The following is a 15,483-nucleotide window of genomic DNA, read 5'->3' as shown; positions in this document are numbered from 1 at the left end:
CTTGCTTCTATGTTAGTGCGGCTGAGCTAAACTGAGGCTATACGAACCAAAAGGAAACTGTAATGCGTCATTACGAAATCGTATTTATGGTCCACCCGGACCAAAGCGAGCAAGTACCTGGCATGATCGAGCGCTACAGCGAGACGATCAAGCAAGGTGGTGGTCAAATCCATCGTTTAGAAGACTGGGGCCGTCGTCAATTGGCTTACCCAATCAACAAACTGCATAAAGCTCACTATGTTCTGTTGAACATTGAAGCGTCTGCAGAAGTTGTGGAAGAGCTGGAAACTGCATTCCGTTTCAACGATGCAGTCTTACGCAACATGATCATGCGTAAGAAAGAAGCTATTACAGAGCCTTCGCCGCTGACTAAGCCGAAGGAAGATCGTAAAGGTGACAGTGAAGCAGCGTAAGCTTGCTGACTTTCTATAACCCTTATGAATCGACTGCATTTAACCGGAACACTTGGCAAAGTACCTAAGCTGGAAACCAGCCCTTCAGGTATTGAGCATTTACAATTAGTGATTGAACATCGGTCTATGCAACCGGAAGCTGGTATGAATCGTCAATCTTATGTGCGTATTCAGGTCGTTTTAAGTGGTGAAGGTTTACAACACTGGTTAGAAAAATTGACGGTGGGTTGTGAAGTTTTAGCAGAAGGTTTTCTGCACCGTCACGAGGATAGCAATGGCTCACCTCGTTTGGTACTTCATGCTCAGCATCTCGAATTGATTTAAGGAGACCATCATGGCTCGTTTTTTTCGTCGCCGCAAATTCTGCCGCTTTAAAGCAGATGGCGTAAAAGAAATTGATTATAAAGATATCGCTACGCTTAAGAACTACATTACTGAAACTGGTAAAATCGTTCCTAGCCGTATTACTGGAACATCCGCTAAGTATCAGCGTCAGTTAGCGCGCGCTATCAAGCGTGCTCGTTATTTGTCACTGCTGCCTTATACTGATTCACATCAGTAAGCTAGCACCGGTTCGATTACCAAAAGTAGAGGTAGCGAGAAATGAATGTCATTTTGTTAGATAAAATTGCTAACTTGGGAAGCCTTGGCGATCAAGTCAGTGTAAAATCAGGTTATGCACGTAACTTTCTTTTCCCACAAGGAAAAGCAGTACCGGCAACGAAAAGCAACGTTGAACTGTTTGAACAACGTCGTGCTGAGTATGAAGCTAAATTAGCTGATCACTTAGCTGCTGCGGAAGCCCGTGCTGAAAAAGTTAATGCTTTAGATACAGTTACTATTGCCTCTAAAGCAGGTGATGAAGGCAAATTATTTGGTTCTATCGGTACTCGTGACATCGCTGATGCAGTAACAGCTGCAGGCGTTGAAGTGAAGAAGAGCGAAGTATTAATGCCGCACGGTACACTGCGTGAAGTTGGTGAGTTCGATATCGAATTACATTTACACGCTGATGTATTTGCAAACATCAAATTGAAAATTGTAGCGGCTGAGTAAGTCACTATAGTTTTTAGAAAAAGCTGCCTTATGGCAGCTTTTTTTTTGGAAATTTTCCTTCATGTAAACCTTTCCTGTGTAAGTGTCGTCTAAACTAACAAAGCAACTATAAAGTGGTATTGGTATCAGGGAGATAACCTTGCAAAGTGAACCAGCCAGAGATGATGTGCTATTAGCGGCGCAAGGTGACGTGGACGCTTTTCAGCGACTGTATTACCGACATATAAAGCAAGTGTATGGATTAGTGCTTAGACTCTGTGCTGATAAGGCGCTCGCAGACGACTTAGTTCAGGAAGTTTTTGTGCAACTCTGGCAAAAATTAGGCTCTTTTCGGGGCGAATCAAAATTTAGTAGTTGGTTGTATCGGGTAACAACCAATATCTGCCTAACCGAAATGCGTAAACAAAAGCGATGGTTTTCAAGGTTTACCTCTGACAGCAAAGAGACTTCAGAACCAATAAATGAAGGTAACCTCGATGTGAGCCAACTGGATAAACTGATTTTAAAGTTACCGGAACAGACCCGGCAGGTCTTTGTTTTACATGCTTTGCAAGGTGAGTCCCATCAACAAATTGCCGACTGGCTGGGAATTGCGCCCGGCACCAGTAAAGCGCAGTTTCATCGAGCTCGTAAACGTTTAGAGGAGTGGCTACAAGATGAGTGATAACAAACAGGCTCAAAACCTTGAAGACCAACTCGAACAGATTAAAAAGGAGGGTATTGAGCCTCCTCAAGACTTCTGGCCGGTGATTGAGAACCGACTGAGTCACTCCGAGCCTCTGGCAAAAAAAGGGCGGGATTTTTGGTCTGGTGCGGTAGCCGCGAGTATTGTTATTGCTACCTTCATGGCAGGATGGCAGCTTAGTGTGCCGAAGTCGTCGGATAATCCCGTGACCGGGTACTATTTATTGGCGGAAAAAATGAATGCAGAGCAACAGGCACAAATATATAGCATGCGTGTTGGCTATGAAACGGCAGGTTACCGACAGATGAATGGTAATACTGAGGAGAATTTAACCCAGCTGGCTTTTGCCAGAGAAGAAATTACAGAGTCCCTGCGCAAAACACCCGGAGACCCGAACTTATTGGAATTATTGCGTTGGGTTAATGAACAGGAATTAAAGTTACTTAGTCAATCTTATACGTTGACCAAGACCGTACAAGAAATCTAACCAGGAGTTAAAAATGAAAAAAATATTAACCATAGTTGGTTTATCGCTACTTATGTTCGGTTCTGCTATAGCGGCTCAGGAAAAGGTGGATGAAACGCTGGCTGTTTCACCAGCGGCAAGGGTCTCTATTGATAATATGAGAGGGAAGGTTGAGCTTATAGTAAATGACAAAGATGAAATTCGGGTTGTGGGAAAACTCGATGAAAAAGCGGAAGACTTTGTTTTTGAACAGAGGGGGGCAGGGGTTCACATTAACGTAAAAGTACCTGAACAAAGAGGCTTTAACTTGTCTTCAGACGACTCTGAAGGCTCAGATCTCAAAATATACCTGCCTTCATCTATGGATATTAGTGTCAATGGTGTCTCCATGGATGTCTCTGCAAATGACTTTGATGGCGGCCTGGAAGTCCGCTTGGTTAGTGGTGACATAGAGGTTAGTGGTATTAAAAACCGGGTGCTTTTAAAGACAGTCAGCGGTGATATTGATGCTGAAAAACTTGAAGGAGAGGTTCGCTTCGAAACCGTTAGTGGCGACATTATGGACATTAACAATGGTTCAGAGTCAGCGACTTATCAGTCAGTAAGCGGTGATATTACCAGCCAGTCAGATTCTGTTGCGGAACTTACAGTGCAGTCAGTGTCAGGCGATATTGATGTTAAAGCAGGTGTACTGCGCAAAGGGAAAGTGACAACAGTCAGTGGCGACGCCATACTGACCGCCGGCTTGCACAGTACTGCTCGCATAGAGTCCAGTTCGGTAAGTGGTGACTTAACCTTTAAGTGGATGGGCGATATTCATTCCAGCTTTAATATTAAGTCTAATGCGGGTGGTGAAATTACCAACCGACTAACTGATGATAAAGCTAATGAAGCAGAGTGGGGACCATCGTCCAGACTCGAGTTCTCTGTCGGTGATGCAAGTGCGGATGTTTCGGCGACAACCGTTAGCGGTGAAATTACACTCGATAAAAATTAAATACTTCAGTTAAGCCTTGCTGTGCTTTCTAAATAAGAGGGGATTTTGTATAGTAATCCCCTCTTATTATTTCCCTTGGCGAGACAACTTTCCTCATGGCAGAGAAGTCAAAAAAACGCGACGCATCCATAGAAGCTTTAAGATCAGCTCCACATTCAATTGAAGCCGAGCAGTCCGTTCTTGGTGGACTCATGCTGGACAATGATGCCTGGGATAATGTCGCCGGCAGTGTCATCGCAGAAGACTTCTATCACCGCTCGCATCGACTCATTTTCAAAGCAATGCACGAGCTTGCGCAGCGTAGTCAGCCAATGGACTTAGTTACCGTCTCTGAGACCCTGGAAAGCTCTGGTGAATTAGAACAGGTTGGCGGGTTCGCATACTTGGGAGAGATTGCAAAAAATACACCAAGTGCTGCTAATATACTGGCCTACGCAAATATTGTCCGCGAGCGAGCGGTATTGCGCGAGATGATAGGTGCAGCAAATGAAATTGCTGAGTCCGGCTATGATACACAAGGACGCAGCAGCGCAGAGCTTTTAGACTTAGCCGAATCTAAAGTCTTCCAGATAGCAGAGAAACGGGTCAGCTCAAGTGAGGGGCCGCAAGGCATTAATCTTATTTTGCAGCGCACGGTTAGCCGTATTGAGCAATTAAGTAAACTTAAAAACAATAATGGCGTAACCGGTGTGTCGACCGGCTTTACCGACTTAGATCAGATGACTGCCGGGTTACAACCTTCCGATTTGGTGATAGTTGCAGCACGTCCTTCTATGGGTAAGACAACCTTTGCCATGAACCTGGCTGAGAATATTGCGCTTAACGACGACCGGCCAGTGTTGGTATTTAGTTTAGAGATGCCTGCTGAGCAGTTGATGATGCGTATGTTGGCGTCGCTAAGCCGGGTTGACCAGAATAAGGTGCGTACGGGTAAACTTGAAGATGATGACTGGGCGCGCATTGCGTCGGTCATGAATATGCTAAATGACAAAAACAATATTTACATAGACGACTCTTCAGGCTTAACACCTACCGAAGTCCGTTCCCGCGCCCGCCGCATTCATAGAGAGCACAAAGGTATTTCTATGATTATGGTGGATTACCTTCAGCTCATGACAGTGCCGGGCATGTCGGAGAACCGGACACTGGAAATTGCCGAGATCTCGCGCTCTCTAAAGTCGCTGGCGAAAGAACTGGAAGTGCCGGTTGTTGCGCTATCGCAGCTTAACCGTTCCCTGGAGCAACGCTCGGACAAGCGTCCGGTTAACTCAGACTTACGTGAATCAGGCTCTATTGAGCAGGATGCGGATGTTATTATGTTTATTTATCGGGATGAGGTTTATCATCCCGACTCAGCGGAGCAAGGCCTGGCGGAAATTATTATTGGTAAGCAGCGTAACGGGCCTATTGGTAAGGTAGAGCTGAAGTTCCATGGCCAACTATCGAGGTTCGATAACTATGCCCGCAACATTAGCGACGACCGTTACTAATCTTTGCTAGTTAATTTTGTCGAAGCAGATTTCAATATAAGCTTTTCCGGCGACATGATTGAACGGCATAATCAGTTTTGAACCTTCTGATTTGTGCGAAATGGTATGGTCCTTTCCGGATACCACTATCGGTGTTGCCATATCAAAATCATAGCCTTTTTCACCTAAAGTTTTTTTTGCGCCACCAGTGACCATATTGGTGATTTCACCGACCATGTCACACACATCTTCATTAATTGAGTCCGGCAGCTCGCCTAACATCTTGTTCATTATTTCGCAGGCTAAGTTCTCTTCAAAAGATATGGAAAATGAGCCTTTAATTTGTGGTCCAACCATACCGATGATGCCCGATACATCTCCACGAGCGTATTCATCTTTTTTAAGCTGCGCCTTACCGGGTTTCAATTCCATTTGTGCCATCATCGACAAGACATTTTGCAGTGCTTGAAGAAATGGGTTTACGAACTCGGCATTCATTGTTTATTCCTTTATAGCTTGCTGGCACTTAATTGTGTCAGATGTGTTTTCAATGGTTAAAATTAGACTACGGTTACCATAGTCATCAACAACATTGATAGTATTTACTTGTGCTGAAAAGCTGTTCATTAAAAGTGTGTTGGCTAGCTTCCATTGGCACAGGTTATCACGCTTAGGGACTTCCTGATAAATCCAAATTTTTTGATAGTCAGCTTCAAAACCTACCCAGCTTGGTTTAACGGCTTCTCCCTGAGAGTCAGTGAGTTGAAATTCTTCATTTACCCAGTTACGAATTTGCTTTTCCGCATCCTCTTGCTCAAGTCTGAAGGCTTTACCCAGCCGCTTTTTCAGCGCCTGCTGTACGTCGTGCAAAGTATATTGATGCACAATTTCAATAGCATCGGTGTTCTTGTTGGTGCTAATTTCGGTCAAACCAAAAAAGTACCGATGCGCTGATACCGAGGGTATCAGCGCAAAAGTCAGAACAATAGCAGCAACGAATTTAATCATCGTTACCTGACTCCAACTCCTGGTTATAGTCTTCCATCATGCTCTTATTACGGTCATCCCGTTTGAAAAGCTCAATTCGTGATGGTACAGCACGAGCCGGCCAATAATTATTATCGGTGTCTACGTCTGCTGTTTCCCAGTTAGGGTCGACAATGACCTGAGTAAGCGTTTTATCACGGATTAATAACTTACTGACGCTCTCTGGTGAACGGCGCCAAACTTCAGCAGGAATACGAACATGCTCTTTAGTACCGTCTTCATAGTGAAGGTCTAGCAAGATAGGCATAACTAAGCCGCCTTTGTTGGCAAAGTCGAGCACATAGAAATTACTGCCGTTTTCCAGCATTTGTTTCTGTTCGTCATTGAGTCCTTCGATGAGTTTTCTGTATTCGTTACGGTCTGCATTAGTTACCGTAAACTCATCGTTCTCATTATAGAAGTCAGCAAGCTGTGGTTGTTGATGAATTTTGTAACTAACATCGGCGTTGCGCTTGGTGGTTAAAGACTCAGGCTCTGCATCATGTTGTTTTTCAGCCCAGGCCTTTTCAACTTCCGGATCCTGAGTATTAATCGTTAACTGGTTAACTTGTTCCAGCGATATATCAACATGATCAGTCGAATAGAACCAGCCGCGCCAGAACCAATCCAAGTCGACCCCTGAAGCATCTTCTAAGGTTCTGAATAAATCTTCTGGTGTCGGGCGTTTAAATTTCCAACGCTGCGCGTATTCGCGAAATGCGAAATCAAACAGGTCGCGACCGACAATAGTTTCACGCAATATATTTAGAGCGGTAGCTGGCTTCCCATAGGCGTTATTACCAAACTGCAGGATAGATTCTGAGTTGGTCATAATGGGCATCTGGTTACTACTGGCCATGTAACGGGTAATGTTACGCGGCTCACCACGCCATGAAGGGTAATCTTTTTCCCATTTTTGTTCAGCCAGGAATTGCAAATACGTGTTTATTCCTTCGTCCATCCAGGTCCATTGACGCTCATCCGTATTGACGATCATGGGGAAGTAAATATGACCAATCTCGTGAATAATGACCGAAATAAGGCCGTATTTCGTGCGTTTGGAGTAGTACTTCTCACCCGAGTCTTCGTCAACGTATGGACGAGGGCCATTGAAGGTTATCATTGGGTACTCCATACCACCGACAGGCCCATTGACTGAAATTGCTACCGGGTAGGGGTAGTCAAAGCTATAGTCATTGTAATGCTCAATGGTGTGGATAATAGAAGCCGTTGAGTAACGCTCCCATAAAGGGTTGCCTTCTTCGGGGTAGAAGGACATAGCCAGTACATCAGTGTCGTTTTTCTTGTAGCCCTGAGCGTCCCAGATAAATTTGCGTGAGGAAGCCCAAGCAAAATCACGAACTTTCTCAGCTTCAAAAATCCAGGTTTTGGTTTCGCTGGTTCCTTCTTTTTGGTTCTCCAGAGCTTCTTCTTCGGTAACAATTTTTATTGGTTCGTCGGCGTTACGTGCAGCTTCCAGACGCTGGCGTTGGATGGACGTCAGAACATCTTCCGGGTTCTGTAAAACACCGGTAGAGGCAACAATGTGATCCGCCGGAACCGTAATTTCTACACGGTAGTCACCGAACTCCAAAGCGAACTCCCCATTGCCGACAAACTGTTTGTTCTGCCAACCTTCAGCGTCATAATACGCTGCCATACGAGGGAACCACTGTGCCATTTCGTACAAGTAGTTGCCGTCTTCTTCAAAGTATTCGTAGCCGCCGCGACCGCCCAGCACCTCAGCTTCAATGATGTTGAATTGCCAGTTGATATTAAATGTGACGCTATCACCACTTTTTAGCGGCTCACTGAGATCAAGCCGTAACATGGTGTCGTTAACATAATGCGCAAGCGGTTCACCATTTTCTTTACTGATTTCAGTAAGCTCATAGCCAGCAGGAAAGCTTTCCTGAGTTAACATACTTTCCATACGGGAAAAACTAACACGCTCTAAACTTCCTGTGGCCCGGCTTTGTGGCCCGATAGAGTCCTTTTTGAATCGGTTTTGATCAAGCTGAACCCACAAGTAACGCAGGGTGTCTGGTGAGTTATTGGTGTAAGTAATGGTGCTTTTAGCGGTAATACGTTGATTCTCGTCATCTAACGCGACCTGGATCTTATAATCGGCTTCTTGTTGCCAGTATGCGTGGCCGGGCGCTCCGGACGCTGTCCGGTAGATATTTGGACTGCGAAATTTGTCGTCGTTCAGTTGACGAAACTTATCCTCGAATGCCTGGGCTGTTGCCGCTTGGTTTACGGTAAAGCAAACCGCTGCAGCCGCTAAAAGATGACTGAGTTTCATTGTGCTACCTATTGTTATTTATTATTTATGGGTACAACCATTCAATGGCACTTAGCGCACAAGCCATGTGCCTCTATAGTTTGGTTTTGAACTTTAAAGCCTTGATCTTCCGCCTGGTGCTTTAACTCGTCATAAACACCCTCAGACTGAATTTCCTGAACGTCTCCGCAGGATTCACAAATGAGCATTTGCACAGGATGCTGATGATCAAAATGTGAGCAAAGAACAAAGCTGTTTGATGATGTGATTTTATGAACGAAGCCTTGCTCTTGTAGAAAGTCTAAAGCGCGATAAATAGTAGGAGGTTTTGCGTTTGGCATGACCTCACGCAGTTGATCGAGTAAATCGTAGGCTCCGACAGCTCCTGAGTGCTCAGCGAGTATTGCAAAAACTTCGCGCCGGGCATTTGTGAGTCGGGCACCGCGTTGCTGGCAGAGCTTCTCTGCTTTATGTATCAATCGTTGTGCTTCTTGAGCTGTCATTGTCTACTACTATTTAAGATCGTTCTGGTCATTGTAGAGAGTTTTACAGGCAAGGAAAAGGGTTTTACGGAAGAGGCTGCTTAGTCGCCTATTCTGAGTTAAAATGTCAGGCAATTACTCGAAATCTATTGACTAACTTTTTAACCGGGTGGATGTTTTGGCTGTACCATATTCTTACAAGCTCTCAGTAGCGCCTATGCTGGACTGGACCGATCGTCACTGTCGGTACTTCCATCGTTTACTAACATCAACCACCCTTCTTTATACTGAAATGGTGACGACTGGCGCTATTATTCATGGCCAACAGGATTTTTTAGCATTCAACTCAGAGGAACACCCCGTTGCGCTTCAATTGGGAGGCTCTGAGCCTGACGCAATGGCTCACTGTGCCGCTTTAGCCCAAGAGCGGGGCTATGATGAAGTTAACATTAATGTTGGTTGTCCTTCTGACCGGGTTCAGAATGGAAGTTTTGGCGCATGTTTAATGGCGGAACCTAAAAAAGTAGCTGATTGTGTGAGCGCGATGAAAGCGGTTACCGATATTCCCATAACGGTAAAGACCCGACTCGGAATAGACCATCAGGACTCCGATGACTTCCTTTATCAGCTAACTGATGCCGTAGTCGCAGCAGATGCCGACCAATTGACTTTGCACGCGCGCAAAGCTTGGTTACAAGGCCTGAGTCCTAAAGAAAACAGAGATATTCCCGAGTTGCAATATGAGCGTGTTTACCGGGCACAGCAACGGTATCCCGGTATTCCTGTTTCGATTAATGGCGGAGTTGCAACTATTGAGGACGTTAAAGAACATTTAGCTCAAGTTCAAGGTGTGATGATAGGGCGCGCGGCTTATCAGAACCCCTGGTTGTTGACTGAGTTGGATTCGTTGACGGGTGTTGAGCCGTTAGAGTTGTCCCGGGAAGCGATTGTTACCGCAATGATACCTTATATCGATAACCACATCCGTCAGGGTGGCCGAGCATGGCACGTGGTCAGACATATGCTGGGACTCTTTCAGGGAATGGCCGGGGGGAAGCGTTGGCGACAGTATCTTAGCGTGAAAGGTCCGAGGGCGACTTGTGCAGAGCAATTGCTTTACGGTGCATTGGCGTTTCGGGATGACCACAGTCAACATGTTTCGTCATTAACCTCATAAATACACTAAAAATTAGTGAAAAACACTAACCTGCTGAAGGTAAGGTTTTTACTGTTAACTCAATAAATATATATAAAACAAAGTCTTAGATAAAATTAAAAAGCTGGCACAACCTTTGAATTAGTTAGTGCGACTTAACTAACGCACTGTCATTTATTCAAAGGAGAAAAATTATGAAAGCGTTAATCGTATGTGTTGTCAGTGGTGTTATGTTGTTCAGCGCATCGGCTTCAGCTGCCGATGATAATAGAAATTCTATCGCTGCTGAGATACAAGCTCAGATTGCTGAAATATCAGAGCAAGGTATGGAAACTATCAAGCAGTCAGTTTCTGATTCTATTCAGGAGTGGGGCCTTGAATTGTTTTCCAGTCTGCAGTTGACTGAAACTCAAAGTAAAGCGTCCGAAGAAAAAAGTCAGCAGACTCAGTAGGGAGCTCCCATGATTTTATTAGATCAATGGTGGCTCATTTGGTTGACCGCGCCGGTATTAGGAACGTTAGTCGTCGGCGCTGTCATAAGTTTCAGCGCATCCCTAATGCGGCACAGCTAGACTTTTGGTACTCTGCGTATATCTCGTTATAACAATAAAAGAGGAATACGTATGTTTAAGTCTCTGATAGCCGCGTCCGTGCTGGCCGTAATAACTGGCTGCGCAACAGCCGCACAGCCCACAGAAGGTAACGCTGAACAAGCAAAGTATACAGCGAGTGATAAAGCTGAAAGGCTGGCAAAAGAGTACCTTCTGGTTGATACACATATTGATGTGCCTTACCGAATTCACGATAAATGGGAAGATGTAACGGAAGCGACTGCCGAAGGCGATTTTGACTACCCTCGCGCTGTTGAAGGCGGCCTGGATGCGCCTTTCATGTCAATTTATATTCCAGCTTCTTATGAGCAAAGCGGTGGCAGTGTTCAACTGGCTCACGAACTTATTGATGGCATGGAAGCTCTGGTTGCACGAGCCCCTGATAAGTTTGCTATGGCTTATAGTACGGATGACATCCGTAGTAATAAAGAGCAAGGGCTAATGTCTATTGCTTTGGGGATGGAGAATGGCACACCAATTGAAGGTGACCTTGATAACTTGCACATGTTTTATGAGCGTGGCATTCGCTACATTACTCTGGCTCACTCATTATCTAATCACATTTCTGATTCCTCTTATGACATTCGCCGCCAGTGGGATGGTTTAAGCCCCTTTGGTAAGGAACTGGTCAAAGAAATGAACAAAGTTGGCGTTATGGTTGATGTTTCTCACATCTCCGATGAGGCGTTCTACCAGGCCGTCGAAATTAGTGACGTGCCAGTCATAGCTTCGCATTCGTCGCTGCGCTCATACACCCCCGGTTTCGAGCGTAATATGAGCGATGACATGCTAAAAGCTTTAGCGGAAAATGAAGGTGTTATCCAGATTAACTTTGGTTCATCGTTTTTGGCTGAGCAGGCAAACCGTTACCGCGATATGATGAAAAAGCGTATTAATGCTGTAAAAGAGCAGTATGGTGAAGACAGCGATGAAGCCAAACGTCGCATTAAAGACATAGAGGCAAATAATCCGTACCCGTTTGCGACATTAGATACAGTTCTGGACCATATCGACCACGTGCGCGACTTAATTGGCGTTGAGCATATAGGTATTGGCTCAGATTATGACGGTGTCGGTGATTCATTACCGGTCGGCTTAAAAGATGTATCTACCTATCCAAACCTTGTTCAGGGCTTAATGGACAGAGGGTACTCAGATAAAGAAATTGAAATGATTCTGGGTGGTAATTTAATGCGTGTTTGGGAACAAGTGGAAGACTACGCCGAAACACATTAAGGGCTTGACACCCGGCCGTGAATCGGTATAATTCGCGGCCACGTCTTTTGAGTTTATCGGCTTTGGCCGTGTAAAAGGCGTTCGACAACAGTCCCGATTGGGGACTGAACGGTTGACGTAGAATGTCGCACCCCCGGTATGTGCCAGGGAGGTTGCGATTTTCTGTGCTCTTTTTTAAATGCTCTTTTATTGAGGCTTTGATTTATTTATGGCTAATCAAAGAATTCGGATTCGTTTGAAAGCGTTCGATCACCGTCTGATCGACCAGTCGACTGCAGAGATTGTTGAAACTGCAAAACGCACTGGTGCTCAGGTACGTGGCCCTATCCCACTGCCAACTCGGAAAGAACGCTTCACCGTGCTGACTTCTCCACACGTGAATAAAGACGCGCGTGACCAGTACGAAATCCGCACCCACAAGCGTCTGATTGATATCATGGACCCTACTGACAAAACGGTTGACGCGCTTATGCGTTTAGATTTGGCAGCTGGCGTTGATGTACAGATCAGCTTGGGTTAAGTGGGCAGTAATAGGATTACACACGAGAGGTTTTAACAATGGCTATAGGTCTAGTCGGTCGTAAAGTAGGAATGACGCGTGTCTTCCAGGAAGACGGCGCTTCTGTTCCTGTTACTGTGATCGAAGTGCTGGCGAACCGTGTGACTCAGGTTAAATCTGATGACACTGACGGTTACCGTGCCCTTCAAGTGACCACAGGCGAGAAGAAAGCGAGCCGTGTAACCAAGCCTTTAGCAGGTCATTTTGCTAAAGCTGGTACAGAGGCAGGTCGTGGTCTTTGGGAATTCCGCCTGAAAAACGGCGAAGGCGAAGATTACGCGGTTGGTTCTGAACTGACTGTTGATATTTTCGCAGAAGTTAAGAAAGTAGACGTTACTGGTACTTCTAAAGGTAAAGGCTTTGCCGGTACTGTGAAGCGCTGGAACTTCAGCATGCAGGACGCTACTCATGGTAACTCATTGTCCCACCGTGCACCGGGTTCAATCGGTCAAAACCAGTCGCCTGGTAAAGTATTCAAAGGCAAGAAAATGGCTGGTCAGATGGGTAATGAGCGAGTCACTACGCAGTCACTTGAATTAGTTCGAGTTGATGCAGAACGCAGTTTGTTGTTGATCAAAGGTGCGGTCCCGGGTGCAACCGGTAGTGATGTGATCGTTAAACCAGCGGTCAAGGCGTAACGTCTGAGGAGAATAGTGATGGAATTAACATTGAAAGACGCAAAAGGCGCTCTTGAGGTTTCCGAAGCTACCTTTGGACGTGAGTTTAATGAAGCCCTTGTCCATCAAGTAGTTGTAGCTTACGCTGCAGGTGCTCGTCAGGGCACTAAAGCTCAGAAAACTCGTTCTGAAGTAGCCGGTGGTGGTAAGAAGCCTTGGCGTCAAAAAGGTACTGGTCGTGCCCGTGCAGGTACAATCCGTAGCCCTATCTGGCGTTCTGGTGGTGCGACTTTTGCAGCTAAGCCGCAAAATCACAGCCAGAAAGTTAACAAAAAAATGTATCGCGGTGCGATTAAAAGCATTTTGTCGGAATTGATTCGTCAGGAACGTTTGATTGTTGTTGAGAAGTTTGGTGTTGAAGAACCAAAAACAAAACAGCTGGCAGCGAAACTGAAAGAAATGGATCTGAACGACGTTTTGATCGTGACTAAAGAAGTTGATGAGAACTTATTCTTAGCTTCTCGCAACTTGCATAAAGTCGACGTGCGTGATGTTCAGGGTATCGACCCTGTCAGTCTGATTGCTTTCGAGAAAGTGCTGATGACTGCAGACGCCGTCAAGCAGCTTGAGGAGGTGTTATCATGATGCGCGAAGAACGTTTGCTTAAAGTGATTTTAGCACCTCACGTTTCGGAAAAATCGACTATGACTGCTGAAGGCAACAACACGGTTGTTTTCAAAGTAGCAGTTGATGCGACGAAATCCGAAATTAAAGCGGCTGTCGAAAAACTGTTTGAAGTTGAAGTCAAAAACGTACGTACAGTAAACGTAAAGGGTAAAACCAAGCGTACTGGGTTCCGTTTTGGAAAACGCAGTAACTGGAAAAAAGCGTATGTTGCCTTGAATGAAGGTGCTGACATTGACTTCTCTGGCGGCGCTGAGTAACAGGAGGAATAAACATGGCTGTAGTTAAAAGTAAGCCTACGTCTCCGGGTCAACGCCACGTCGTTAAAGTCGTCGGTCAGGACCTGTACAAAGGCAAGCCTTACGCACCATTGCTGGAAAAAAACAGCAAGTCTGGTGGTCGTAACAATAACGGTCGTATCACGGTTCGTCACATTGGCGGTGGACATAAACACCACTACCGTGTAATCGACTTTAAACGTAATAAAGATGGTATCCCTGCAAAGGTTGAGCGTATTGAATACGATCCTAACCGTTCAGCGAATATCGCTTTAGTTTTGTATGCTGACGGTGAACGCCGTTACATTCTGGCTCCGAAAAACCTATCTGTAGGCGATCGTATCCAGTCTGGTGTTGATGCACCGATTAAACCTGGTAACAGTCTGCCAATGCGCAACATCCCTGTGGGTAGTGTTGTTCACGCAGTAGAGTTACAGCCAGGTAAAGGCGCACAAATGGCTCGTTCAGCGGGTGCTTATTGCCAGATTCTTGCTCGTGACGGTGCTTATGTTACCGTTCGTTTGCGTTCAGGTGAGATGCGTCGCGTTCAGTCTGAAGGTCGTGCAACTATCGGTGAAGTAGGTAACGCAGAACACATGCTGCGTCAATTGGGTAAAGCCGGTGCAAACCGCTGGCGTGGTATTCGTCCTACCGTTCGTGGTGTGGCGATGAACCCAGTTGATCACCCTCACGGTGGTGGTGAAGGCCGTACCTCTGGTGGACGTCATCCTGTGACTCCATGGGGCACGCCGACCAAGGGCTACAAAACCCGTAAAAACAAGCGTACTGATAAGTTCATCGTACGCCGTCGCAACAAATAAGAGTTGAGGATAAAACATGCCACGTTCTCTTAAAAAAGGTCCATTTATTGACCTTCACCTGCTAAATAAGGTGGAGAAAGCGTTGGAAGCCGGGGATAAAAAGCCAATTAAAACTTGGTCCCGTCGTTCAATGATCATCCCAGATATGATCGGCCTGACAATCGCTGTTCACAACGGTCGTCAGCACGTTCCTGTCTACGTGACAGATGAAATGATCGGTCATAAATTAGGCGAATTCGCGCCAACCCGTACTTATCGCGGCCATGCTGCTGATAAGAAAGCGAAGAAACGGTAAGAGGTAGAGAGTGATGGAAGCAATTGCTAAACACCAATTTGCCCGCGTTTCAGCGCAGAAGGGCCGTTTGGTCGCAGACCAAATCCGTGGACTTCCAGTAGAAAAAGCACTGGATATCCTGGCATACAGCCCCAAAGCATCTGCTGTCTTAATCAAGAAAGTACTTGAGTCAGCAATCGCGAACGCGGAACATAACGAAGGTGCGGATATCGATGAGTTAAAAGTAGCCCGGGTCTTTTTAGACGAAGGTCCTACTATGAAGCGCATCAAGCCACGGGCGAAAGGCCGTGCCGATCGTATCTTTAAGCGCACCAGCCACATTACTGTGGTCGTGTCAGATAGCTAGGA

The 15,483-nt window shown here is 45.8% G+C and carries 22 protein-coding genes; 18 read left to right on the top strand and 4 right to left on the bottom strand.

Features of this window, described 5'->3' with window-relative positions; translation table 11 throughout:
* Nucleotides 1-62 precede the first annotated feature (62 nt).
* From rpsF to dnaB, 8 genes are all read left to right on the top strand, one after another.
* Nucleotides 63-413: a 30S ribosomal protein S6 gene (gene rpsF, locus ACP7FG_RS09785; protein ID WP_054489148.1), complete on the top strand. Its 351-nt coding sequence runs from the start codon at nucleotides 63-65 to the stop codon at nucleotides 411-413.
* 24 nt (nucleotides 414-437) lie between these two features.
* Nucleotides 438-737, top strand: coding sequence for a primosomal replication protein N (priB, locus tag ACP7FG_RS09780; protein ID WP_011235167.1), 300 nt, complete (start codon nucleotides 438-440; stop codon nucleotides 735-737).
* 10 nt (nucleotides 738-747) lie between these two features.
* Complete coding sequence (gene rpsR / locus ACP7FG_RS09775; RefSeq protein WP_011235166.1) at nucleotides 748-975, top strand: 30S ribosomal protein S18; 228 nt, start codon at nucleotides 748-750, stop codon at nucleotides 973-975.
* A 41-nt stretch (nucleotides 976-1,016) separates the two neighbouring features.
* Complete coding sequence (gene rplI / locus ACP7FG_RS09770; protein WP_054489146.1) at nucleotides 1,017-1,469, top strand: 50S ribosomal protein L9; 453 nt, start codon at nucleotides 1,017-1,019, stop codon at nucleotides 1,467-1,469.
* Nucleotides 1,470-1,608: 139 nt separating this feature from the next.
* Complete coding sequence (locus ACP7FG_RS09765) at nucleotides 1,609-2,133, top strand: RNA polymerase sigma factor (RefSeq protein WP_439226253.1); 525 nt, start codon at nucleotides 1,609-1,611, stop codon at nucleotides 2,131-2,133.
* Nucleotides 2,126-2,641, top strand: a complete 516-nt coding sequence (locus ACP7FG_RS09760) for a hypothetical protein (protein WP_439226252.1) — start codon at nucleotides 2,126-2,128, stop codon at nucleotides 2,639-2,641. The genes ACP7FG_RS09765 and ACP7FG_RS09760 overlap by 8 nt, the downstream gene beginning before the upstream one ends.
* A 13-nt stretch (nucleotides 2,642-2,654) precedes the next feature.
* Nucleotides 2,655-3,617 (top strand): DUF4097 family beta strand repeat-containing protein, encoded by a 963-nt coding sequence (locus ACP7FG_RS09755; protein WP_439226251.1) that lies wholly within the window; start codon nucleotides 2,655-2,657, stop codon nucleotides 3,615-3,617.
* A gap of 95 nt (nucleotides 3,618-3,712) precedes the next feature.
* Nucleotides 3,713-5,107, top strand: a complete 1,395-nt coding sequence (dnaB, locus tag ACP7FG_RS09750) for a replicative DNA helicase (protein WP_199494396.1) — start codon at nucleotides 3,713-3,715, stop codon at nucleotides 5,105-5,107.
* Nucleotides 5,108-5,113: 6 nt separating this feature from the next.
* Here dnaB and ACP7FG_RS09745 read toward each other — a convergent pair whose 3' ends face one another.
* From ACP7FG_RS09745 to zur, 4 genes are read right to left on the bottom strand one after another with little or no spacing between them, the layout of a single operon-like run.
* The gene (locus ACP7FG_RS09745) at nucleotides 5,114-5,584 is read right to left on the bottom strand and encodes a chemotaxis protein CheX (protein ID WP_199494397.1); all 471 of its coding nucleotides are present in this window, start codon (nucleotides 5,582-5,584) and stop codon (nucleotides 5,114-5,116) included.
* A gap of 3 nt (nucleotides 5,585-5,587) precedes the next feature.
* Complete coding sequence (locus tag ACP7FG_RS09740; protein ID WP_439226250.1) at nucleotides 5,588-6,094, bottom strand: DUF6702 family protein; 507 nt, start codon at nucleotides 6,092-6,094, stop codon at nucleotides 5,588-5,590.
* Nucleotides 6,087-8,417 carry a M1 family metallopeptidase gene (locus ACP7FG_RS09735; protein ID WP_439226249.1) on the bottom strand — a complete coding sequence of 777 codons (2,331 nt, stop codon included), beginning with the start codon at nucleotides 8,415-8,417 and terminating at the stop codon, nucleotides 6,087-6,089. The genes ACP7FG_RS09740 and ACP7FG_RS09735 overlap by 8 nt, the downstream gene beginning before the upstream one ends.
* A 41-nt stretch (nucleotides 8,418-8,458) precedes the next feature.
* Nucleotides 8,459-8,899, bottom strand: a complete 441-nt coding sequence (gene zur / locus ACP7FG_RS09730) for a zinc uptake transcriptional repressor Zur (RefSeq protein WP_054489128.1) — start codon at nucleotides 8,897-8,899, stop codon at nucleotides 8,459-8,461.
* Between the two features lie 157 nt (nucleotides 8,900-9,056).
* Here zur and dusA point away from each other — a divergent pair, with 157 nt between their 5' ends.
* The 10 genes from dusA to rplV all read left to right on the top strand — a co-directional run bounded on the left by dusA (nucleotide 9,057) and on the right by rplV (nucleotide 15,481).
* A complete protein-coding gene (gene dusA, locus ACP7FG_RS09725; RefSeq protein ID WP_439226248.1) occupies nucleotides 9,057-10,055 on the top strand; it encodes a tRNA dihydrouridine(20/20a) synthase DusA in 999 nt (332 codons plus the stop codon).
* A 173-nt stretch (nucleotides 10,056-10,228) separates the two neighbouring features.
* Nucleotides 10,229-10,486 carry a hypothetical protein gene (locus ACP7FG_RS09720; protein ID WP_439226247.1) on the top strand — a complete coding sequence of 86 codons (258 nt, stop codon included), beginning with the start codon at nucleotides 10,229-10,231 and terminating at the stop codon, nucleotides 10,484-10,486.
* A 183-nt stretch (nucleotides 10,487-10,669) separates the two neighbouring features.
* A complete protein-coding gene (locus ACP7FG_RS09715) occupies nucleotides 10,670-11,881 on the top strand; it encodes a dipeptidase (RefSeq protein WP_404813281.1) in 1,212 nt (403 codons plus the stop codon).
* A gap of 208 nt (nucleotides 11,882-12,089) precedes the next feature.
* Nucleotides 12,090-12,401 (top strand): 30S ribosomal protein S10, encoded by a 312-nt coding sequence (rpsJ, locus tag ACP7FG_RS09710; protein ID WP_053954198.1) that lies wholly within the window; start codon nucleotides 12,090-12,092, stop codon nucleotides 12,399-12,401.
* Nucleotides 12,402-12,439: 38 nt separating this feature from the next.
* Entirely contained in the window at nucleotides 12,440-13,078 is a 639-nt protein-coding gene (gene rplC, locus ACP7FG_RS09705) for a 50S ribosomal protein L3 (RefSeq protein ID WP_054489121.1), read from the top strand.
* 18 nt (nucleotides 13,079-13,096) lie between these two features.
* Nucleotides 13,097-13,702, top strand: a complete 606-nt coding sequence (rplD, locus tag ACP7FG_RS09700) for a 50S ribosomal protein L4 (RefSeq protein ID WP_054489119.1) — start codon at nucleotides 13,097-13,099, stop codon at nucleotides 13,700-13,702.
* Complete coding sequence (gene rplW, locus ACP7FG_RS09695; protein WP_054489117.1) at nucleotides 13,699-14,001, top strand: 50S ribosomal protein L23; 303 nt, start codon at nucleotides 13,699-13,701, stop codon at nucleotides 13,999-14,001. Before rplD ends, rplW begins: the two co-directional genes overlap by 4 nt.
* Before the next feature lie 14 nt (nucleotides 14,002-14,015).
* A complete protein-coding gene (gene rplB / locus ACP7FG_RS09690; RefSeq protein ID WP_011235150.1) occupies nucleotides 14,016-14,840 on the top strand; it encodes a 50S ribosomal protein L2 in 825 nt (274 codons plus the stop codon).
* A 16-nt stretch (nucleotides 14,841-14,856) separates the two neighbouring features.
* Nucleotides 14,857-15,135 (top strand): 30S ribosomal protein S19, encoded by a 279-nt coding sequence (gene rpsS / locus ACP7FG_RS09685; protein WP_034822534.1) that lies wholly within the window; start codon nucleotides 14,857-14,859, stop codon nucleotides 15,133-15,135.
* A 13-nt stretch (nucleotides 15,136-15,148) separates the two neighbouring features.
* Nucleotides 15,149-15,481 (top strand): 50S ribosomal protein L22, encoded by a 333-nt coding sequence (gene rplV / locus ACP7FG_RS09680; protein ID WP_054489115.1) that lies wholly within the window; start codon nucleotides 15,149-15,151, stop codon nucleotides 15,479-15,481.
* Nucleotides 15,482-15,483 lie beyond the last annotated feature (2 nt).

It is taken from the genome of Idiomarina sp. ST10R2A5, from assembly GCF_051842325.1.
Lineage (GTDB): Bacteria > Pseudomonadota > Gammaproteobacteria > Enterobacterales > Alteromonadaceae > Idiomarina > Idiomarina abyssalis.
This window is presented reverse-complemented; position numbering and strand designations above follow the sequence as displayed.